We start from the raw sequence: 21,285 nt of genomic DNA on the forward strand, positions 1-21,285 counted from the left end.
TTATTCGGAGTAAAAGGATTCTAAGGTTGTGAGAAAACCTTGAATATGTTAAATTGACAACAGTAATAGAATTAATAATTTGTCTAGTTGATGGGAGCTGACTAAACGTGACATCATGTAAACCAACTAAAGAAGAACATATTAAAAAACCAGATTGGCTTAAGATAAAACTAAATACGAACGAAGAATATAAAGGCTTAAAAAAACTAATGCGAGAAAAGAACTTACATACGGTTTGTGAGGAAGCAAAGTGTCCTAACATTCACGAATGCTGGGGAGAACGACGTACAGCTACTTTTATGATTCTAGGTGATGTATGTACACGTGCCTGTCGCTTTTGTGCAGTGAAAACAGGTCTTCCAAACGAACTTGACCTAGCAGAACCAGAACGAGTAGCCGATTCAGTTCAACTGATGAATTTGAAACATGTTGTTATTACAGTGGTAGCACGTGATGACTTAAAAGATGGTGGAGCAGGTGTTCTTGCTGAAACTGTCCGTGCAATTCGCCGCAAAAATCCTTTTACATCTATTGAAGTATTACCTTCCGATATGGGGGGAGTAAAAGAAAACTTGCAAATTCTAATGGATGCTAAACCTGATATCTTGAATCATAATATAGAGACGGTACGACGTTTATCACCAAGAGTTCGCGCACGTGCAACATACGATCGTTCTTTAGAATTTCTACGCCGTGCAAAAGAAATGCAACCAGATATTCCAACAAAATCTTCATTGATGATAGGACTTGGTGAAACGGAAGAGGAAATTATTGAAGTAATGGATGACTTACGCGCAAACAATGTAGATATTATGACAATAGGTCAATACCTACAACCAACAAAAAAACATTTACCTGTAAAGAAATACTATTCACCATTAGAATTTGGTAAGCTTCGTAAAATTGCGATGTCTAAAGGCTTCAAACATTGTGAAGCTGGGCCACTAGTACGTAGTAGTTACCATGCTGATGAACAGGTAAATGCAGCAACAAAGCAAAAACAATCACTTGGCGAAAATGCGTAATCACCAATTATAAATGGATGGTGATAAAATGATTATTGCAGATGAGTTCATGTATGAACTAATCGATGAAGTAAATGATGGATTTAAACAAGAGGATTTTATCTCACGTTATACTGATATATTATCTAAATATGATTATATTGTGGGAGACTGGGGATATGGTCAGCTACGTTTAAAAGGTTTTTATGAAGATAAAAACCAAAAAGCCTCTTTTGATACGAAAATTAGTACATTACAGGATTATTTATATGAGTATTGTAATTTTGGGTGTGCCTATTTTGTATTAAGGAAAATGGGCAAAGCACCAAAAGTAGTTGAATCATCTGAAGCTGATTCAGATGAATTGGAAATAGAAAGCGACAATTTACAATTAGTGGAGCAAACAGATGCTCCATTATACCAAGAAACGGATACATTAGTGCAATCAGAGTAGCAAAAAAACATCGAGCAAGAACTTTTTTAAGTTCACTCGATGTTTTTTTGTTTCATTATTTTGGAGCATTCGTCTAAAATAATAAAAGTTAAGTTATCCTAATGGAAAACGATGTGTAAAGGAATCCCTATTAATGAAGTGTACTATCCGATTAATTCGTACAGATACTCACGAATTTCTTGCGCTTCTTCAGGAGGGCGATTGTAGACTTGTTCTAAATAGCCGGGTTCATCTAAATCATCAGTTCCTAAAATGGCAAATCGATTATGTTGCATGTCTAATACAAGTACCTTCCCATAGAAACGAACACTCTGTAAAATTGCAAGATCGTACCGTTGGTTTTCACCCATAAAACTGACGAATCTCGTCTTGTTTTCTTCTATATCATCATATAAGAAAAATCTTTCCATTTTTTTCGCAGCCCCTTCCAATACTAAAATTATGGTACTATAGAAGAGAATAAGGTATCAACCTTTACTATTTGAATGGAGGAAATACAAATGTATTTTGTCGACCGAAAAAAAATTACAAATAACCTTGAATATATGGATTCTCTTATCAATACGTTTGAACAAACAACAAATTGGCTAATTGATGATGTACATAAATTAGCTGTTGAACGCATCGCAAATATTCTTATTGAAGCAATTATCGATGTAGGTAACTCTATGATTGATGGCTTTATTATGCGTGATCCTGGAAGTTACGAAGACATTATTGATATTCTAGTGGATGAAAAAGTGATTACATCTGAAATGGATCAACCTCTGAAATCTTTGATCGGACTTCGTCGTGGACTTGTCCGTGATATTTTAGAAGTAAATGATGAAGAAGTTGTTCAAGTATTAAACGGAAATTTAACTGCAATTAAAGAATTTTCTCCTCATATAAATGACTATTTGATCAATGAGTTAGGACCTGTTTCAGCATTTATTCCAGAGGAACAATAATGAAACAGTATAAAGCCTATTGTTTTGATTTGGATGGTACAGTGTATAGAGGATTAGATCCTATTTTAGAAGCGAAAGAATTTATACACTATTTACAAAAACAAGGAATTGAACCTTTTTTTGCGACCAATAATGCGAAAATGACACGTGCTCAAGTTCAAAAAAAATTGCATAAAATGGGGATAGAAGCAAAAACTAATCGTATCATGACGTCAGCAATTGCAACGGCAAAATACATTGCCAATCATTATCCAAATAAAACCGTCAAAGTTTTAGGTGGTGATGGCCTTCGTCAAGCACTACTAGATGAAGGGATGAACATTGTAGACAAAAATCCGAATGTATTTGTACTAGGTATGAACCCTGAAATAACCTATCAAATGCTGGCTGACGCATGTTATGATATCCAAAATGGTGCAGTATTTGTGGCAACAAATGGCGACATCAAATACCCAAGTGAGTATGGATTTGCACCAGGTAACGGCGCTCTTGCTGAATTAATTCACCATGTAACGGACGTGACACCATTTTATATTGGTAAACCCGCACCACATATGTTAGAGATTATTCGTCAGGAATTTCAATTGCAAAAAGAAGAAATGCTTATGATTGGAGATAACTACGATACGGATATTCTTGCAGGAATCAATTATGGTATTGATACACTACATGTGAATACAGGTGTTACACGTACAGAAGTGGTACAAAGAAAAGAGCAACCAGCAACATATACAGTTGAAACGTTACTTGATTTGCTGTAAAAAACCAAAAGAAGTTGGTTTTCCCCAAAAATTTAGGGACCTAATAAGTATAAAAAAACAGACTTATTAGATCCCTTTTTCCTTAAAACAAAGGATTTTCTTCAATAAATTGATAAATTTTTTTGGTTAACTCTTCTGGAGTTTCAGCTTCAACCATTTCACCATTCACAAGTGCATATAACGTGTCAGAACATCTAGTACAATAGCTTAAACAACCATATTCTAGTACATCTATATTAGGATCTTTCTCCAGCACTTCCAATGTTTCTTGGGAGCCGTTTGCCAAATTGCTGACGCAAAATTCAACAAGTGGATTCATCATACGTCACCTCACCCTTCGAATGCTACTATGATTTTATTTATTCGTCAATTTTTCTACTTCAAACAAATTTCTACTTTTATTTGTGAAACTTATCACAAACATATTGTGAAACTTATCACAATCAGCTATACTCGTTAAGGACAGATTAATGTGACGAAATTGTTAAGTAAGGAGATTACTATGAGAAACTTAGTATTATTAGGCGGAGGCTACGGCAATATGCGCGTATTACTTCGTTTATTACCAAACAATTTTCCAGAGGATGTACAAATTACTCTAGTGGATCGTGCACCATTCCATAGTTTAAAAACTGAATTTTATGCTTTGGCTGCAGGAACTACACCTGAAAAACATATCCGTGTTAATTTCCCAGAACACGAAAGACTTTCAGCTGTATATGGAGAAATCGAAAAAATCGATCTAAAAAATAAATCGGTACATCTGGATAATGGAACAAAAGTTGAATATGATGATTTAGTGATCGGACTAGGTTGTGAAGATAATTATCATAATGTTCCGGGCGCAGAAGAATTAACATATAGTATTCAAACAATGGCACAATCTCGTATTACTTATAATACACTTGCGGGATTACCATCTGGTTCAACAGTAGGAATTGTCGGAGCAGGATTAAGTGGTATTGAATTAGCAAGTGAATTACGTGAGAGCCGTGCTGATCTTAAAATTAAATTATTTGACCGTGGTCCACGTATTTTAAAAGACTTCCCAGAACGTCTAAGTAAATACGTGAAAAAATGGTTTGATAACCATGACGTAGAAGTAATAGCTGAATCAAATATTACAAAAGTAGAAGATAAAGTACTTTACAATCATGAAGAAAAAATTGAAGTGGATGCAGTTGTGTGGACAGCAGGTATTCAACCAGTAAAAGTTGTTCGTGATACAGGCCTTGAATTAGAACGAGGACGCGTTAAAGTTACTCAATATATGAATGTCCCAGAAGATGAACATGTTTATGTTGTGGGTGACTGTGCAGCTTCACAATTCGGTCCTAGTGCACAACTAGCGGAAGAACAAGCAGAACATATTGTAAAAGTCTTGAAATTACGTTGGAGCAATCAATCATTACCAGAAAAAATGCCAGAGATAAAATTAAAAGGCTTTATGGGTGCTCTTGGTAAAAAACAAGGATTTGTTTATCTAGCGGATACTACAGTGACAGGTCGAATTGCTCGTTTGATGAAATCAGGATTATTATGGATGTATAAACGCCATAATGGTTAAAAAATGGTTTAAAAAATAGCCAGAAACGTTGAAAAATTACGTTTCTGGCATTTTTTTAAGGAAAAATGTGAACTTGCATGAGTTAGGTAAGTGCTTGAAAGCCATGACGCTCAAGTGCTTGATATACCGGCTTCAATTGTATGTAGCCTTCACCAATTACTTCATCATTAATGAGTATTAATGGATAAAAGAATTCGTCATTTAGGACGCGCTGTGCCCAATTAGCATGGCGTTCATTCTCAATTGGACGTTCAATATCAATGTAAGTGATAGTATAAGGTGTGTTTGGATACTTCCGATCAATTGCAGCTTGTAGCCACTCATACGTATCTTTTGAGGATGGAGCATTTACGCAACTAGCACATTGTACACTAGCTCCGTAAATTTCAATAACCACTGATTTATTTGTCATCAGAGCGAACCTCGCATTTCTATAATGGATTTTTTATCATATAGACATTATAATGATTTTAGAGAAAGGAGTCGATAGCAATGACAGAACATGTTTCAGATATGCAAGCACAAGTACAAGAAGTATTAGATAAATTACGCCCATTCCTTCTTCGTGATGGAGGAGATTGCCAATTAGTAGATGTAGAAGATGGTGTTGTAAAATTACGTTTATTAGGCGCATGTGGTAGCTGCCCAAGTTCAACCATCACATTAAAAGCGGGAATTGAACGTGCACTATTAGAAGAAGTACCAGGTGTTGTAGAAGTAGAACAAGTTTTTTAATATAACTTAAGGCTGTCCATTATTAGGTGAAAACCTACTACTCTGGACAGCCTTTTCTGATTTTACTATTTAATCATTCGTAGCTCGCATTTGTTGCCATTGGTCTTTTGCCAGTTCAATTATTTTTGCTTCGTTTGAAGATTGTTGTTTTTCAATAACACGAGAGAAGTAACGAATTGCCTGTTCGCGATCACCGATACGTCGAGATAGTTCAGCGATTAAATAGATAACACGTACTTCACTCATTGCAGTCCCTGCATAATCTTCAGTGGAATATGCATCAATATATTGATCACGTGCAATTTTTAGGAAACGTGTTTCCTGTTCTTCATAGCCAATTAAACGATAAAGCCATGCAGTACGAAGTGCAAGTCCAGCAAGTGCAATATGTTTTTCCTTTTTTAAATCTCCACAAACAAGCGCTAGTTTATAAGCTTGCAGGGCATCAGCAATTGATCGTTCTCCCGAAAAATTATGAGGTATCCAATGTGATGTAATTTGCTCATCAATTGCTTCCATTACTCCTGGTGCAAAATATTTTGCAAAATCTTCAGTAAATGAAAAGCCACAATGCTCGCAAACGAATACATTATAAAGTAAAGGGTTTATATCATTTTCATAAATTGGATGAAAGTCACTTTCAGTTTCTTTAACTTTGACAAAGTTCGATCTTACTTTCATGGATTTAAATTTTTTTTTACAGTGAATGCATTCAATTTGTTTTTCATAATAAGGAGAAAGTTCCATATCAATAGCCTCATTTCTAAATACTGATATAGGAAAATTATATCATATAAAGTAAGAGATAAAATTGATATTTTTGTGAGCATTTGATATTTTACTCATCAACAGAAAATTGATATGATAAATATAGGAAAGAGGTGACACGGATGACACAAGTAGTTGATATTACAGAGGCTGCAGCATTTCATATAAAAGAAATGATGCAAAATAACGATGAAGAGGGTTCATATCTACGAGTTGCTGTAAAAGGTGGCGGTTGTAGTGGCCTTTCATATGCAATGGGCTTCGATAAAGAAAAGCAAGACGATGACGAGCTTTTTGAAGAACATGGTTTACGAATTCTTGTATCCCGTGAGGATGCCCCAATTCTTCAAGGAACTAAAATAGATTTTAAACAATCATTAATGGGCGGAGGCTTCACTATAGACAATCCGAATGCAATAGCCTCATGCGGTTGTGGTAGTTCTTTTAGAACAGCGAAGAATGCTGGAACACCTGAAGAATGCTAATTTGTTAGAATTCTAACGAATTAGTTGTCATAAAATCTCCTTAGGAAAGTCAATGTAAAATTGACAGGCGCTAAGGGGATTTTTTTATGAAAATGGTAAATCAAGAAAAATTTGAATTGAAAGTATAAAACAGATAGTATAGTAATTAGATAACATTGCTAATACATTGTAATTTAAAAATGATATATGATTGTTTAGTAAAATGATTTTTAGTTTATCAGTTTAATAGCTGAACTTTAATTAGCTATATTTTTTTATGTCTTATTCTTGAGCAAAGGGAATGACGGATGTTTGTCGATAGCTCGTGGATAGCATGAGTTTGTAACGAACAGTTTTATTAAACAAAGCTAATACTAAAAAGGTGGTTGGAGTTTTCATGAAAAGACCGAATATATTGATATTAGGTGCTGGTTATGGTGGCTTAACAACAGCTGTCAATTTACAGAAGAAATTAGGTTCTGATGAAGCTGAAATTACGCTTGTCAATAAAAACTCTTACCATTATGAATCGACTTGGTTACATGAAGCGTCTGCAGGCACGTTAAAACCTGAACGAGTACGTTACGAGATTAAAACTGTACTAAATAACAAAGTACATTTTGTTCAAGAATCTGTTAAAAAAATTGATATAAAAAATAAAAAAGTAGTGACAAATATAGGTGAATTAACTTACGACTATTTAGTAGTAGGTCTTGGTTTTGAGGGAGAAACATTCGGTATTGAAGGACTCGATAAATTTGCATTTGGAATTACAAATGTAAATGATGCTCGGAAAATTCGTGATCACATTAATACACAGTTTGCGGAATGGGCATCTCAGGAAGCTACAGAAAAAGATGATACCTTATTGAAAATTGTTGTTGGTGGAGCAGGATTTACAGGTATCGAATTCTTAGGTGAACTAGCAAATAAAATACCAGAGCTATGTAAAGAATATGATGTACCAAGAGAAAAGGTACGTGTTATTTGTGTAGAAGCAGCCCCAACAGTTCTACCTATGTTTTCACCTAAACTAGTAGAATACGCAATTAATGTACTTACCAAAAAGGGAATTGAGTTTTCAGTAGGGACTCCTGTTGTGCAAGCAACTAATGAAGGCGTTAAGATTAAAAAAGGTCCAAATCAATTTGAGTTCATAAAAGCTGGTACAGTTGTATGGGCTGCTGGCGTTCGTGGTTCTCGAATCGTAGAAGAATCGGATTTACCATCAAAACGTGCAAGAGTCGCTGTAGAGGAGGATTTAAGCGTTCCAGGTTATTCGAATATTTTCATGGTAGGAGATTGTGCATTCTTGATGAATAAAGAAACAGATCGTCCTTATCCAACAACTGCTCAAATCGCCATGCAACAAGCTGTTACAGTGGCAGAAAATTTAGTCGCCTTAGTAAAAGGAGAAAAAACAAAACCTTTTGTACCAAAATTAAAAGGTACTGTCTGTTCATTGGGAAACTCCGATGCAATTGGTGATATTTGGGGTAAAGAAATCACAGGGAAATCCGCATCAATGATAAAAAAAATTATTGATAACCGTGCTTTATATTTGATCGGTGGTGCTCGTTTAGTATGGAAAAAGGGAAAGTTAAATCTCCTTAAATAGTTGTACCATTTGTACTTCCTTCGGTTATGATAGCTGTAGGAAGCTTTTTTTTTTAATGATGAAGCGATAGGTTTCTTGTATTTGGAGTGAACCTTTCAAGAGGCTATCGCGTGAATTAGATAAAAGTCTTGGGGAGGTGAACGTAATGAATAGCAAGGATCGAACGAAAGTTTGGCTTGGTGTAGCAGGTTTAGTAGAAAATGAAAATGGTGAATGGCTTGTTGTGATGAAGCGCTATGGCGGATTAGAAGGTATGTGGTCTTTACCAGCAGGATTTGTTCAACCATCTGAAACCATTGACCAAGCTTGCCATCGCGAATTACAAGAAGAAACTGGGATTAAAGCATCTATGCAAGGTTTACTAGGAATCAGAACGGGTGTTTTAAGAAACGAAATTAGTGATAACATGGCTATTTTTTACTTAACAGCTAATACTCAAGAACAGCAAGTTAACGTCCAATTGGATGAATTATATGAAGCCAAATGGATGACGCCACATGAGCTAAAAGAAGACAAACGAACTTCAATGCTACTTTTAGAATTAGTAGATTTGTCCTTAAAAACAAGACCTGCAACGATAGAAGAAATTGAGAGCGATAACATCTTTGGTTATACAGAGTATAAATTGTTCTTTTAATTGACAGGAATTTTACAAAACGTAGAAAATCATACCTAGTCATTGAAAGCGTTGTCCCAATAAGTTACACTTATGTGAGAGAATATGGAGGTTTCAAACATATGACAGGTGGATTTTCTATTATCCAATTAATCCTATCCATGCTAATTTTTTTAGTTATGTTCTTTGGTATTGGATTCTTATTGAATATGTTACTTCGATCTACATGGTTCATGGCAATACTTTATCCTATTGTGGTGATATTTATTGTAGATGATATCAGTTTCCTAGATTATTTCTTTAAAGCAGGAACAGCATTTTCGGCTTTGGGTCATAAACTAGTATCCTTACAATTAGCTGATATTTTGATTCTAGCTAGTGGATTAGTAGGTGCAATTATCTCAGGGATTGTGATGAAGATTTTACGAAGAATGGGTTATCAAATGTTTTAACATAAAAGCAGCGTGCACATTTTTGCTCGCTGCTTTTTTTTAGAATAGTGTATAGAGTAGAGTAGAGAGAATAATTCCGGTTAAGCAACCAAAAAAAACTTCAATAGGGCGATGTCCAAGGAGTGTTTTTAATTCTTCTATTTTTTCTTCTCCTGACTTCTCAGGCAAGGCTTTTGCTTTAATGATAAAGGTCTGAAAATCTTTTCGCATTTGATTAATAACGATGGCTTGTTGCCCTGCTTGGTAACGTATTCCCGTTGCATCAAACATGACGATTACAGAAAAGATTGCAGCGATTGCAAAAAGTGACGAAGATAGCCCATTTTCAAAGGCAATTGCCGTTGTTAAAGCTGAAACAGCTGCTGAATGAGAGCTTGGCATCCCCCCAGTTGAAGTAAAAAGTCCCCAATCAATTTCTCTTGTTGCAATAAAATGAATCGGTATTTTTACAAGTTGTGCTATCAAAATACCAAGTAACGCAGCAATTAAAGGGAGATTGTGTAGAAGTTCAATTTGTGATCAGCACCTTTCAGCATTGACTTAATAAACTAAATATACCATATGAAACATTTCACATTCATCTATTAAGGTGGTACGATTTTGAACATTTCGTATATTGAATCAATTTGTTATAATTAAATAATAAAGTGAAAAGAGGTATAGCAATGCTTATCAATAAAGAGCTCCAAAATTTCAATTCGGCGACAGCAGATGTATTAGTGGTCGGAGTTTCAAAAAATCAAAATAATGTTGCGAACTGGCAACAGTTTGTAGATTTCTTTGGTAGTCCAATCGAGCAATGGATTAAGGAAGGGGATATCCAAACAGATGCGAAGTCAATCACTAAAATCCCTGTTTTTTCAACCCAAGCAAAAGTAAAAAGAATTGTCTTTGTTGGATTAGGGTATCGTAAAATGCTAACACCGGATATTTTACGCGAAGCCTTTGGTTTAGTAGGAAAAACACTTCGTCAACATAAAACCTCTTCAATTGCATTATGGGTAGATTCATTTGAAACGGAGGAAATCCCAGCTTCGGATGCAGTGATTCTTGCTGCTGAAGGGATGGAAATGGGTTCTTACACGGTCGAAAATTACAAAACCACATCTAATGTAGCAGAAATTACATTGGAGCAAGTAAGCTTCATCTCAAATGCTGATATTGATGAACTTGTTGCTGGTTATGAAGTTGGGGAAATTTATGCTAGAGCAGTAAATGAAGCTCGCACACTTATTAATAAGCCAGGTAATTTGTTAACTTCTACAAAGTTAGCTGAATATGCTGTAGAGCTTGCAAATGAATATAATTTTGAAGTTGAAATTCTAGATAAAGCACAGCTTGAAGAACTTGGAATGGGTGCTATTCTTGCAGTCAATAAAGGTTCAAAAGAAGAACCTCGTATGATTACATTAAAATACCAAGCGACTGATCAATGGGAAGATGTAGTAGGATTTGTGGGTAAAGGTGTAACATTTGATACCGGCGGTTACTCTATTAAATCTAAATCTGGTCTAGTTGGTATGAAAGGTGATATGGGAGGAGCAGCAGCTGTTCTTGGAGCAATGCGTATTATTGGTGAATTACGTCCAAACAAAAATGTGATAGGTGTAATTGGTTCAACCGATAATATGATTTCTGGTGATGCTTTTAAGCCTGATGATGTTATCACTACATATAGTGGTAAAACAGTAGAAATTCTAAATACGGATGCAGAAGGGCGTTTAGTACTTGCGGATGCGGTTTTCTATGCAAAACAACAAGGTGCAAATTATTTAATCGATTTAGCTACGTTAACAGGTGGTGTTATTACAGCACTTGGTTATGATAAAACAGGCGCTTTAACAAATAACAAAGAATTTTTTGAATCCTTCCTTGAAGCCGCTGATGAAACAGGAGAATTTGTTTGGCAATTACCTTTAACAGAAAACGATAAAAAACGTATCCGTAAAAGTGATGTGGCTGATTTGAACAATTCTCCAGGTAGTGATGGTCATATGATTTTTGGGGGAGGATTTATTGGAGAATTCGTCGGTGATACACCGTGGATTCACTTGGATATTGCAGGGACATCTGATGCTATGAGTGCGTATGATTTAGGACCAAAAGGTGGTACTGGTGTAATGGTGCGAACACTCGCTACATTGATCGAACGTCTGGCAGAAGAAGATAGTAAGCATTAGGCTGTTTCCTAGTCTTTCTCTTATGCTCTACATATGATAGAGCAGAGAGGAGGATGAAAATGCGACCTTTTAGACCATTTCCATTTGGTGGAGGTTTGTGGACAATAGGAGGACCATTCTTTGGCGGCTTTTTAGGAGGATTAGTCGGCTCATCATATCGTCCATATTATCCACCGTATCCACCATATTACTATCCACCATTTTATTCGCCATATAGACCGTACTGGTAATGAAAAAGCTTTTACCTACTTTTGTAGGTAAAAGCTTTTTGGATGTTGGAATAATAGTTTTAAATAATTTATCCATTCTTCTCAAATTTAGTAGTATTTTACTTGATTCCCCTTGATAGGTGAATGAGTTTTTAGCTATTATTAGAGAAGAAATAATAAAAAAAGAGGAATTTTAGAAATGAAAAATCCATATGTCTACGGATATTTGCCATTAATAACGATTATATTATTTAGTCTAACTTTCGGTTTATTTACAGTGACAGAATCCATTGTACTATTCAAATCAGTTGGTGTTTATACGGGAATGCGTGAATTATTATCTGAAATACAAATGCGAGTCTTTTTATTAGTTGTATTTGCATTATGTTATTTCATGTTATTTTCAGCCTTAAAACTAATCGGAGAAACAATTCATGAACTTGCAATGCTTTTTTTCTCAAAAGATTTAGATGGAAAAACAGTACATGAAGCACGTGGAGGAAATGTCATCTTTTTCTTTGGTTCTTTAGCTTCAGCTATCGGAATTCAATCGTTTTGGATTTTATTAGCAATTTTTATTGCGACAACTTTTATTTATTTTGTTTATGTTGTATACAAATTAAGTAATTATATGACATTTAGTGCTACGGTTGGCGTTATGCTTTTTGAAATTGTTATATGGTTTATCCTTCTAACATTAATTATTTATGTAGTATTTAAACTTTATAATGGAATTGTCTCCAGCTTACCATTCTCCTAATAAAATAGAGTTTTGAAAAAAGCTATTCGAAATGATATCACTTCGAATAGCTTTTTTTAGTTACTCATAATACTTGAAAAAATACGATGATGAATTTTTGCATTTTCAAGGCCTTCCATATTTTGAGGGCGGTCATAACCAAGCCATACAGCAGATGTATAACGATTAGTTAATCCTGCAAGCCAGAAATCTCTGTAATCATTGGTTGTTCCTGTTTTAGCACCTACATAGGGGGCATTCACATGAATTCCTACACCAGTCCCGTGTTGAACAACATCTGACATTAAGAATCGAATATGAGACACAGTACTTGATGACCAAACTTGTTTGTTTTTGCTATCCCACTTGTAAAGTACATTACCGTTACTATCCTTAACACTACGTATTGTGTGTACTGGACGATAATCGCCATTGATAAAACTAGTATATGCGTCTGCTAATTCAGCTGTTGTAACCCCATGAGTTAACCCACCAATTGCTGCAGAATAGACATGATCTTGCTTTGTCAATGAATCAAATTGGAATGGTTTTAAGTAAGAAAAAGCCTTTTTAATCCCGAGTTGATGGAACAATCTCATAGCCACAGTGTTATAACTATTTCGGAAACCTTGTTGAATTGTTACATTTCCAAGTACTTGCCCCCCATAGTTTTGAGGACAATAATTTCCTATACAGAAAGGTGCACCACTAACATATGTAAATGGAGTAGCATGTGTCTCTTCAAAATAAGGAGCATAATCGATTAGTGGTTTAAAGGCTGAACCAGGTTGACGAGCACCTTGGTAAGCTCTGTTATAATCATATTTTTTATAACCTTTACCGGCATAAATACTGATGATTTCACGATTTGTGTTGTCAATCACAACGGCTGAAGCTTGTAAATTCCCACGATTTTCTAGTATCCGATTAATATTTGTAGTATCAGCAGCTTCTTTTGAAGGTGAAAGAGCTGTATTAATGATCAGACCTTGACTTAATAGTTTGTTAACACGATTCGAAAGTTTAATATTGATCGCTTTTCGTTGTTGAGACGTTTTTGCTACTTGTAACTGATCATTATACCCTTCTTTTGTCGCTATTAGTGAACGAAATTCATTCATGACATAAGTGCTATAAGCAGGGTACAGTTGCTTTTTCTTCTTCAATTTAATGACAATTTTTTCTTTTTTAATTTTTTCAGCTTCTTGTTTTGATAGAATATTTTTTTCTACTAATTTATCTATTAGACGCTCTTGTCTTTTTTTGGTATTTTTGAAATGTCTTAAAGGATCATAGAGTGATGGATTATTTGGAATCGCAGCGATAAATGCCATTTGTGCTTTAGACAATTTATAGACTGGTTTATTGAAATAGTAAGTTGCCGCACCATTGATTCCATAAGCACCATTACTAAAATACATTTCATTTAAATACATGTTCAAAATTTCATCTTTTGTAGTCTTTCGCTCAAGTTCGTAAGCATAAAAAATTTCGAGCATTTTACGTTCATATGTTTTTTCTTGAGATAAATACCGCATACGAACAAGTTGTTGTGTGATTGTACTACCACCTTGTGATGCTGTACCACTGGATCTATTTGCCATAAAAGCACGAGCAATCCCAGTTAAATCAAAACCTATATGATTGTAAAAGTTCGTATCTTCGCTAGTGATAAATAGTTGTTGTACAAATTCAGGGATATCGGCAAGTCCTAATGGCTTTCGCCACTCTGTGTATTCTTCGGAAAACACTTTGTTATTTCGATCCTTGAGTATAGTCGGTACGAGCACATTAGGAGCATCTAATTGAATATTCGATGTAAACTGTTTTTCAAAGGCTTTTGCCGTTTGTACTTCAGTTGAAATTTTTTCAAAAAGAAAAAATAGCAGAGGAAGACTGCAAATAATAATAAGACTACCTACTATTTTTCTCAAAAGTATCCTCCTCTTTAGTCCTATGTATAGGTGTTAAATTGATTACACTACCATTTAACAGAATAGCACATTTCTAATAAGAGTTGGACTATAGAAGTAATATTTTAATAGAATCGTTCAAGAAACAGGAACTGCTATAGGATATTGATAATGTCCCTTTTAATGCTGCGAAAGGTGCAACTCCTGAGACGAAAGCAAATCGATTAAGCTATGAGGTGTTTAAAAATCAAATAACAATGTTGTGGACTGAAAAATCCTCGTTTTTATGTTAGACTAGGACAGGATATGGAAAAATTAATGATTATATGTGTAAAGTGAATGGCGTTTCATAAAACAAACCATCTAATCACTTTTCCAATATATAGTTGAAAACACTATAATTTATTTAAAGGAGATGCAATAATGTACCCACAATTAACATCGGAAGTAGCAGCAAACGAAGTGCTAGTAGAAATGAAAACTTCACTAGGTGCTATCAAAATTAAACTATTCCCTGAATTAGCACCAAAAACTGTCGAAAACTTTTTAACACATGCTAAAAACGGATATTACGAAGGGATTATTTTCCACCGTGTTATCAAAGATTTCATGATCCAAGGTGGCGATCCAACTGGTACAGGTATGGGTGGAGAAAGTATTTATGGGCATTCTTTTGAAGATGAATTTGCTCCTGAATTAATGAATATTCGTGGTGCTCTTTCTATGGCAAACGCAGGTCCAAACACAAATGGTAGTCAATTCTTCATTGTACAAATGAAAGAAGTACCAGCCAATATGATTGGTCAAATGCGAGATGCTGGTTTCCCTGAAGAAGTAATCAATGCTTATAAAGAACATGGTGGTACTCCATGGTTAGATGGAAAACACACTGTGTTCGGTCAAGTAGTGGAAGGCATGAATGTTGTTGACGACATTGCAAACGTTGAAAAAGGTTTCCAAGACAAACCAGTTGAAGATGTTGTGATTGAATCAATTAAAGTGATTGAAAAATAATAAGGAGACGAATTCATGATGAATCTTTGGATTTTAAACGAGTTCTTATATTTTCCTGACAATAAATCAGAATATATTCCCGCTGCAATAGAGTTGGCAATTATTCTTATTTTATGTATCCTTGTTTTTAATTTCTTCAGAAAGAAAGCAAGAAAAGACCTAGAAAAAACAAGAGAACTAGAAGAAAAAATCTTAAAAGAAAAACAGTCTTCTTCAAATCAACACTAAATAATAAAAAATCCTGTATGAGCTCGCTTGTACAGGATTTTTTTGTTGCTTATGTTAGAACTGTTCTAAGGAAAACATTGCAGTCCTTAGAGCACTTAGCTAGTTTCTATTTTGTAAAAGCTTTTATAAAGCGATTGATGCCATCAAGTACCATTTCTCTTGGACAAGCTACGTTCATGCGTAAAAAGCCATTGCCTTGTTCACCGAATTTTGTACCAGGCTCTAATGCTAATCTTCCTACTTTAAGTAAACGTTCCATTACCTCGTTTTCTTTCAATCCTGTATCCCGATAATCAATCCATAATAAGTAAGTTGCTTGAGACTTATGAATTTTAATTTCTGGAATAGCGTTCGTGATTTTTTCAATGACTAAATCCATATTTGCTGAAAGGTAAGGTAAAAGTTCTTCAAGCCAAAATTCACCTTCAGCTGAGTAGACTGCTTCAACAGCTGTTGTAGCAAAAATATTTAATCCCATTTGAGCATGCATATTCGCATTCTTTTTTAATTTGCGTCTCTTTTGATCGTCTGGAACAATCATCATGGCTACTTGAATACCTGCGATATTAAAGGTCTTTGTAGGAGCCATACAAGTAATAACTTGATTTTGCAGAGGACCAGCAATCTTTTGGATGGGTGTATGTTTATTTCCATCTAACATTAAATCTGCATGAATTTCATCAGAAAGAATCAGTACATCATTCTTATTACAAATACGAATAATTTCTAGTAAAACTTCTTCTGGCCATTCAATACCACCAGGATTGTGTGGATGACAGAAGATAAATAATTTTACATGATCAGCAGATGAAATATGATCGAATTTTTCAAAGTCAAATGTATAGATCCCATCTTTTTCAATTAGTGGGCACTCTTTTACCGTACGGTTTAATCGCTTTGGTACATGGAAGAATGGCGAATAAACAGGAGGCGTAATAATAACTGCATCATTTTCGGTTGTGAATGTTTCAATAATTGAAGCTATAGCTGGTACTACTCCTTGATGGTAAAGAACCCAATTAGGTTGAATCGATAATCCATGTCGTCTTTCCACCCAAGAAGTAAAGGCGTTTGTAGAAGTGTCACTTTCGTAGGAATAGCCAAAGATAGGGTGATTGAGTCTTTTTTCTAGTGCCTCAATTAGTACCTTAGGTGCAGCAAAATCCATATCAGCTATCCACATTGGAAGAATATCTGATGTATCTTCCAAATGGAAAACTGGTGAAATTTTATCCCATTTGATAGAGTTTGTTTGAATTCTATTTTCTATATGATCTAAATGATTCAAGCATATCCCTCTTTTCTTTTTTATCAATTATGTTATCATAACCATTAACATAGAAAAGTAAATTAGGTGAAATTTAATGGAAAATGTTGAGATGAATAGAAAAGCCATACTAACTTTAGAAAATTGGAATCCATTTGAAATGGATAATTTTACTTATGATACAGAAGCAGCAGATGTAGTAGCTGCTCTGCAAAGTATCAATGATCCTTCAGAATTAGGAAAAGTCATTCAAACTATTTATGAGCAATCGTTCGAACAATGGATTCCTATTGAAAAATGTGTTGAAATCTCCTATAAACTTTTAGCCATAAAATTTGAAGCAAAATGTATTTTATAAAATTTCCTTTTTTAGATACGATTTTGCTAACATCATTGAGTAAAAGAGAAAAGCCTATCCTTAAAAGCTATTAATCATTTTAAGGATAGGCCTTTTTATTTGTTAATTGCTATTTCTTTGTAATCCATCTAATAAGTTAGAAACTGGAACTTCAAGGGCATTTGAGAGCTTTAATAATGTTTGCTCAGAAGGTATATCTTCACCAGATTCATAGCGTGCTAACTTTTCAACACCTACTCGAGTTTTTAATGCTAACTCATCTAATGTAAGATTACGTTCTCTACGTAACAAATTTAATTGAGTATGAAGATTCTCTTTCATCATAAATAAGCACCCCTCTTAATTTTCCTTTTTTATATGAAATATATTATATCACGGTTTAAAGCAGAAAAATTAAGTGGTAATGAAAAAAGTTTGAAAATTTTATTATTTAAAAAAGTTTGCATACATTCCTTGGATAAAGACAATTATGATAGCAATTGGCGCTATATATCGTACGAGAATTCGCCAAGTATTGAATAGCCAAGAATTTGTTGCTAATTCATTAAAAGCATCAGCTTTTGTAATTTTATAGCCTGCAAAAATAGAAACTAGAATTGCACCAAGTAACATACCAATGTTACTAGTGATAAAATCAGCAAAGTCAAAAATTGATTTTCCTAGTAAATGTACTTTAGAGAGTACACCAAATGATAAAGCACTAGGAATCCCAACGATGAAAATTCCTAATCCACATAGCCAAGAGTATTTCTTGCGTTGTTCATATTTGTTGCCCATAGCTGAAGCTACGACAATTTCTAGCATTGCAATTGCAGAAGTTATTGTTGCAAATAATAATAAGATAAAGAAAATAATCATAAAGATTGAACCAAACGGAATGTGTTGGAAAACAGCTGGTAAAACAATAAATACAAGTCCAGGACCTTGATCGGGTGTGAAACCAAGTGCAAAGACTGCAGGGAAAATAACGAGACCTGCAAGAAGTGAAATGAGGATATTCATCCAAGCAACGTTCACTGCAGAATTGACAATATTCTCTTTCTTAGGCAAATAAGATGCATAAGTCATCATTGCAGCAACACCAATACTCAATGAGAAAAATGCTTGTCCCATCGCTAGTAAGAATGTTTTACCATTCAAATAAGACCAGTCTGGTACAAACATAAATTTAATACCTTCAATTGCTCCATCCAAGGTTAGAGAACGAATAGCAAGCACAATAAAGAAGATAAAGAGTAGAGGCATCATCCATTTACTTGCTTTTTCAATACCATTTTTCACACCACCTTGAACAATCCAAATAGTAAGGAACATGAATGCACCTTGCGCTATAACTACTTCCCAAGGACTTTTTGTAAGAGAGGTAAAAAGCTGACCATAATAATCTTGACTATTACTTGTCAGTTTAAATGTAATTGCCCGAACAATATAGCTTAAAATCCAACCTCCGACAACACTATAAAAAGATAAGATAATAGAAGAAAATATAAAACCTGCCCATCCTGTTAAAAACCAGGCAGTACCAGGTGCTTGTTTTTTAAACGAATTAATAGCATCTGTTTGTCCACGGCGTCCAATCATAAATTCAGCTAATAATATAGGCAGTCCAATTATTAAAGTACATAAAATAAATAGCATAATAAATACACTACCACCATTAGTACCTGCCATATATGGAAATTTCCAGATAGCCCCTAATCCAATAGCGCTACCTGCAGCAGCTAATATAAATCCTATTTTTGATGCGAATTGATCCCTATTTGACACTATTTATGTCCTCCTTTAACTTAAGGATTGTTCTATTTTACAACAATATCTGACTTGGTTGTATAGAAATTTTAATACTAATAAGAAAAATCACACGTTTTCAATTAATAAAAAGTATTTAGATTGTAATTTTTCTTTCAGTTTGCATCCTTAATCGATCGTTATTTACTTTAACTACAAGGATTCTTTGCTCGAGTTCAAAGGACTATGCTATAATTTACGTGAAAAAATGTATATAGAAGTCACGGAAAGTAGGAAGGACAAATGGCAAAAAAATATGAAGTAGGAGATGTGCTTACAGGGAAAGTAACGGGAATCCAGCCATATGGCGCATTTGTTGCATTAGATGAAACAACGCAAGGTCTCGTGCATATTTCGGAGATTACGTACGGTTTTGTTAAATGCATCACAGATTTCATTAACATTGGTCAAGAAGTTCAAGTGAAGGTACTTGAGGTTGATGCAGATGCAAAAAAAATAAGTTTATCAATCCGTGCACTGCAAGAACGCCCTCTAATGAAGCGTAAAGAGTTATCACCTCGAAAAACACTTCAAGATCGTGTGGATGAGAGCGATTCTGTTGGTTTTAATTCCCTAAAAGTAAAATTGCGTGATTGGATTGAAGAATCGGGTATTAAGTAAAAAACAAAAGCTATTTCGCAAAAGATTACATGCGAAGTAGCTTTTTGTTTTACCCAAAAAAATTTGATGAAACAAAAGAAAAAGCACCTTTCAAAAATTAAGGTGCTTCTCCATTTGAATATAAATGTTACTGTTGATTGAATTACTTTTTCATTTTACGAATTCGATATTGTAAATTTTGACGACTCATCCCAAGTGCTTCTGAGGCTTTCGTGATATTATGGTCGTACATATCCAGTACTTTATTTAAATAATATTCTTCTGCCCCACGCAAATAATCATCTAGAGGTAAAAGTTCTTTATCATTATGCACAACAAAATCGTTTGGGGTTTTTGCTGAAGAATTAAAGTCTTGTGCTTTCCACTTAAAGTGAATAGGTAACAACTCATAGGTAATCTGTTCTTCGTTAGTTACCATCGTCATCATATCATCAAGTAAAATTTCTAGTTCTTTCAAGTTTCCGGGCCAATCATAGTACATAAATAATTGTTCAACTTCTCTAGACATTCCCTGTAGCTTTTTACCAAATAATGTTTCGTAGCGTCGTAAATAATCGTTAATAAACGGTTTAATATCTTCTCTACGTTTACGGAGTGGAGGAACAATAATCGAAACAGCTGCAAAAAAATAGTAAAGTTCCTTCAATAATTCCCCAGAGGCGATTAAATCAATGGGATCTCCACCTATGCTTGCGATAAATAAATGAGAATCTTGCCTATGCTCTTCGAGTAATGTTAGACATTCTTGTTGTAATTCGAGTGATAAATATTCAATTCGCTCACAGAAAATAGTGCTACTATCACTGGTTTGTAATTGTTTTTTTAAACGTTCAAGCATTGTGGTATCTGTTCGATTACAGAAATAAGTGATGAAATTTTCATTTGTTGGCGTAGATTCATGATGAATAGCTTCTGCAATTAGATCTTTACCTGTTCCGGATTCCCCAATAAGTAATACAGGTAGTCTAGCAGCAGCAGCTTTTTTGGCAGTATCGATTACTTCACGCATTGGTTCAGAAACAGCTGTAATTGTATTAAATGTAATGGGTTCACCATAACGCCGTAGCGGTTGGTAAACCAATTTTTCTAATGTAGTAATGTCTCTTGCAATTTCAATAGCTCCAAGAAGCTGATTATTTTCTTGTATTGGATAGGTATCATTAATGGTAGTAATCTCATGACCATTTTGATTCCAATATGTTTGTTTTACATTTAAAATAGGCTTCGCTGATTGGAGTACTTGTAACAATGTACTGTCTTCTTTTTCGAATTGGAAAAGTTCTAGTATTGAACGATCACGAATATCTGATAAATGAAGTCCCTCAATTTCCCTCATCTTTTCATTATAGATTATAGTTTTACCGTTTATATCTACTGCATGTATACCGACTGAAACATGTTCAGTAGCAAATTGATAAAACGGCAGTAATTCATCTTTTTGTATCTCCATATTGATCACCTGAAAAGTTTTTAGATTTTTTTTATAATTTCCACTTGAAAAATGCAATTATATTTTGCATTATTATAAGTGTAAAAGGGAAGTGAATGCAAATATTTTTTGCACTCACGATCACAAAGG

Annotated in this window: 27 protein-coding genes; 17 read left to right on the plus strand and 10 right to left on the minus strand. The window is 34.5% G+C overall.

Annotation, left to right across the window (positions count from 1 at the left end):
- Positions 1-107: 107 nt before the first annotated feature.
- A complete protein-coding gene (gene lipA / locus CEF14_RS18635) occupies positions 108-1,025 on the plus strand; it encodes a lipoyl synthase (protein ID WP_102694207.1) in 918 nt (305 codons plus the stop codon).
- 28 nt (positions 1,026-1,053) lie between these two features.
- Positions 1,054-1,458, plus strand: coding sequence for a YutD family protein (locus tag CEF14_RS18640; protein WP_102694208.1), 405 nt, complete (start codon positions 1,054-1,056; stop codon positions 1,456-1,458).
- Positions 1,459-1,601: 143 nt separating this feature from the next.
- On the opposite strand, the gene CEF14_RS18645 is transcribed toward CEF14_RS18640, so the two are convergent.
- Positions 1,602-1,868, minus strand: coding sequence for a DUF3055 domain-containing protein (locus CEF14_RS18645; protein WP_102694209.1), 267 nt, complete (start codon positions 1,866-1,868; stop codon positions 1,602-1,604).
- Positions 1,869-1,958: 90 nt separating this feature from the next.
- Here CEF14_RS18645 and CEF14_RS18650 point away from each other — a divergent pair, with 90 nt between their 5' ends.
- Both CEF14_RS18650 and CEF14_RS18655 read left to right on the plus strand, forming a co-directional pair.
- Positions 1,959-2,408 (plus strand): DUF86 domain-containing protein, encoded by a 450-nt coding sequence (locus CEF14_RS18650; protein WP_102694210.1) that lies wholly within the window; start codon positions 1,959-1,961, stop codon positions 2,406-2,408.
- The gene (locus CEF14_RS18655; protein WP_102694211.1) at positions 2,408-3,169 is read left to right on the plus strand and encodes a TIGR01457 family HAD-type hydrolase; all 762 of its coding nucleotides are present in this window, start codon (positions 2,408-2,410) and stop codon (positions 3,167-3,169) included. Before CEF14_RS18650 ends, CEF14_RS18655 begins: the two co-directional genes overlap by 1 nt.
- A gap of 82 nt (positions 3,170-3,251) precedes the next feature.
- On the opposite strand, the gene CEF14_RS18660 is transcribed toward CEF14_RS18655, so the two are convergent.
- Positions 3,252-3,488, minus strand: a complete 237-nt coding sequence (locus CEF14_RS18660; protein WP_102694212.1) for a YuzB family protein — start codon at positions 3,486-3,488, stop codon at positions 3,252-3,254.
- Between the two features lie 183 nt (positions 3,489-3,671).
- On the opposite strand from CEF14_RS18660, the gene CEF14_RS18665 reads away from it, so the two are divergent.
- Positions 3,672-4,736 (plus strand): NAD(P)/FAD-dependent oxidoreductase, encoded by a 1,065-nt coding sequence (locus CEF14_RS18665; protein ID WP_102694213.1) that lies wholly within the window; start codon positions 3,672-3,674, stop codon positions 4,734-4,736.
- Positions 4,737-4,818: 82 nt separating this feature from the next.
- Here the strand turns inward: CEF14_RS18665 and CEF14_RS18670 are convergent, their stop codons facing one another.
- Positions 4,819-5,148, minus strand: a complete 330-nt coding sequence (locus CEF14_RS18670) for a YuzD family protein (RefSeq protein WP_102694214.1) — start codon at positions 5,146-5,148, stop codon at positions 4,819-4,821.
- A gap of 80 nt (positions 5,149-5,228) precedes the next feature.
- Between CEF14_RS18670 and CEF14_RS18675 the strand changes: the two genes are divergently transcribed.
- Positions 5,229-5,471, plus strand: coding sequence for a NifU family protein (locus tag CEF14_RS18675; protein WP_102694215.1), 243 nt, complete (start codon positions 5,229-5,231; stop codon positions 5,469-5,471).
- Positions 5,472-5,540: 69 nt separating this feature from the next.
- Here the strand turns inward: CEF14_RS18675 and CEF14_RS18680 are convergent, their stop codons facing one another.
- Positions 5,541-6,218: a DUF2225 domain-containing protein gene (locus CEF14_RS18680; RefSeq protein WP_102694216.1), complete on the minus strand. Its 678-nt coding sequence runs from the start codon at positions 6,216-6,218 to the stop codon at positions 5,541-5,543.
- 143 nt (positions 6,219-6,361) lie between these two features.
- Between CEF14_RS18680 and CEF14_RS18685 the strand changes: the two genes are divergently transcribed.
- The 4 genes from CEF14_RS18685 to CEF14_RS18700 all read left to right on the plus strand — a co-directional run bounded on the left by CEF14_RS18685 (position 6,362) and on the right by CEF14_RS18700 (position 9,389).
- Complete coding sequence (locus tag CEF14_RS18685; RefSeq protein ID WP_102694217.1) at positions 6,362-6,724, plus strand: HesB/IscA family protein; 363 nt, start codon at positions 6,362-6,364, stop codon at positions 6,722-6,724.
- A 376-nt stretch (positions 6,725-7,100) separates the two neighbouring features.
- Positions 7,101-8,321: an NAD(P)/FAD-dependent oxidoreductase gene (locus CEF14_RS18690; protein ID WP_102694218.1), complete on the plus strand. Its 1,221-nt coding sequence runs from the start codon at positions 7,101-7,103 to the stop codon at positions 8,319-8,321.
- A gap of 145 nt (positions 8,322-8,466) precedes the next feature.
- Entirely contained in the window at positions 8,467-8,958 is a 492-nt protein-coding gene (locus tag CEF14_RS18695; RefSeq protein ID WP_102694219.1) for an NUDIX domain-containing protein, read from the plus strand.
- Between the two features lie 101 nt (positions 8,959-9,059).
- Positions 9,060-9,389 (plus strand): YuiB family protein, encoded by a 330-nt coding sequence (locus CEF14_RS18700; protein ID WP_102694220.1) that lies wholly within the window; start codon positions 9,060-9,062, stop codon positions 9,387-9,389.
- Positions 9,390-9,428: 39 nt separating this feature from the next.
- Here CEF14_RS18700 and CEF14_RS18705 read toward each other — a convergent pair whose 3' ends face one another.
- Positions 9,429-9,902, minus strand: a complete 474-nt coding sequence (locus tag CEF14_RS18705) for a divergent PAP2 family protein (protein WP_102694221.1) — start codon at positions 9,900-9,902, stop codon at positions 9,429-9,431.
- Between the two features lie 152 nt (positions 9,903-10,054).
- Between CEF14_RS18705 and CEF14_RS18710 the strand changes: the two genes are divergently transcribed.
- The 3 genes from CEF14_RS18710 to CEF14_RS18715 all read left to right on the plus strand — a co-directional run bounded on the left by CEF14_RS18710 (position 10,055) and on the right by CEF14_RS18715 (position 12,538).
- Positions 10,055-11,569 carry a leucyl aminopeptidase gene (locus tag CEF14_RS18710; protein ID WP_102694222.1) on the plus strand — a complete coding sequence of 505 codons (1,515 nt, stop codon included), beginning with the start codon at positions 10,055-10,057 and terminating at the stop codon, positions 11,567-11,569.
- A 59-nt stretch (positions 11,570-11,628) separates the two neighbouring features.
- Complete coding sequence (locus tag CEF14_RS19135) at positions 11,629-11,799, plus strand: hypothetical protein (protein WP_170061546.1); 171 nt, start codon at positions 11,629-11,631, stop codon at positions 11,797-11,799.
- A gap of 178 nt (positions 11,800-11,977) precedes the next feature.
- Positions 11,978-12,538 carry a DUF5366 family protein gene (locus CEF14_RS18715; protein WP_102694223.1) on the plus strand — a complete coding sequence of 187 codons (561 nt, stop codon included), beginning with the start codon at positions 11,978-11,980 and terminating at the stop codon, positions 12,536-12,538.
- Positions 12,539-12,594: 56 nt separating this feature from the next.
- Here CEF14_RS18715 and CEF14_RS18720 read toward each other — a convergent pair whose 3' ends face one another.
- Positions 12,595-14,451 carry a transglycosylase domain-containing protein gene (locus CEF14_RS18720; protein WP_102694224.1) on the minus strand — a complete coding sequence of 619 codons (1,857 nt, stop codon included), beginning with the start codon at positions 14,449-14,451 and terminating at the stop codon, positions 12,595-12,597.
- A gap of 402 nt (positions 14,452-14,853) precedes the next feature.
- Between CEF14_RS18720 and CEF14_RS18725 the strand changes: the two genes are divergently transcribed.
- Positions 14,854-15,444 carry a peptidylprolyl isomerase gene (locus tag CEF14_RS18725; RefSeq protein ID WP_102694225.1) on the plus strand — a complete coding sequence of 197 codons (591 nt, stop codon included), beginning with the start codon at positions 14,854-14,856 and terminating at the stop codon, positions 15,442-15,444.
- A gap of 15 nt (positions 15,445-15,459) precedes the next feature.
- Positions 15,460-15,672 (plus strand): hypothetical protein, encoded by a 213-nt coding sequence (locus CEF14_RS18730; RefSeq protein ID WP_102694226.1) that lies wholly within the window; start codon positions 15,460-15,462, stop codon positions 15,670-15,672.
- A 106-nt stretch (positions 15,673-15,778) separates the two neighbouring features.
- Here the strand turns inward: CEF14_RS18730 and CEF14_RS18735 are convergent, their stop codons facing one another.
- Positions 15,779-16,960 (minus strand): MalY/PatB family protein, encoded by a 1,182-nt coding sequence (locus CEF14_RS18735; RefSeq protein WP_102694227.1) that lies wholly within the window; start codon positions 16,958-16,960, stop codon positions 15,779-15,781.
- Between the two features lie 76 nt (positions 16,961-17,036).
- On the opposite strand from CEF14_RS18735, the gene CEF14_RS18740 reads away from it, so the two are divergent.
- Entirely contained in the window at positions 17,037-17,297 is a 261-nt protein-coding gene (locus CEF14_RS18740; RefSeq protein WP_102694228.1) for a DUF1871 family protein, read from the plus strand.
- 102 nt (positions 17,298-17,399) lie between these two features.
- Here the strand turns inward: CEF14_RS18740 and CEF14_RS18745 are convergent, their stop codons facing one another.
- Together CEF14_RS18745 and CEF14_RS18750 are read right to left on the minus strand one after the other, a co-directional pair.
- Positions 17,400-17,621, minus strand: coding sequence for a helix-turn-helix domain-containing protein (locus CEF14_RS18745; RefSeq protein WP_322788399.1), 222 nt, complete (start codon positions 17,619-17,621; stop codon positions 17,400-17,402).
- Positions 17,622-17,723: 102 nt separating this feature from the next.
- Positions 17,724-19,064, minus strand: coding sequence for a sodium-dependent transporter (locus CEF14_RS18750; protein ID WP_102694229.1), 1,341 nt, complete (start codon positions 19,062-19,064; stop codon positions 17,724-17,726).
- Positions 19,065-19,328: 264 nt separating this feature from the next.
- On the opposite strand from CEF14_RS18750, the gene yugI reads away from it, so the two are divergent.
- Complete coding sequence (yugI, locus tag CEF14_RS18755; protein WP_102694230.1) at positions 19,329-19,706, plus strand: S1 domain-containing post-transcriptional regulator GSP13; 378 nt, start codon at positions 19,329-19,331, stop codon at positions 19,704-19,706.
- A 142-nt stretch (positions 19,707-19,848) separates the two neighbouring features.
- On the opposite strand, the gene CEF14_RS18760 is transcribed toward yugI, so the two are convergent.
- Entirely contained in the window at positions 19,849-21,156 is a 1,308-nt protein-coding gene (locus tag CEF14_RS18760; RefSeq protein ID WP_102694231.1) for an AAA-type ATPase lid domain-containing protein, read from the minus strand.
- Between the last annotated feature and the right edge of the window lie 129 nt (positions 21,157-21,285).

Source organism: Rummeliibacillus pycnus (genome assembly GCF_002884495.1).
GTDB lineage: Bacteria > Bacillota > Bacilli > Bacillales_A > Planococcaceae > Rummeliibacillus > Rummeliibacillus pycnus.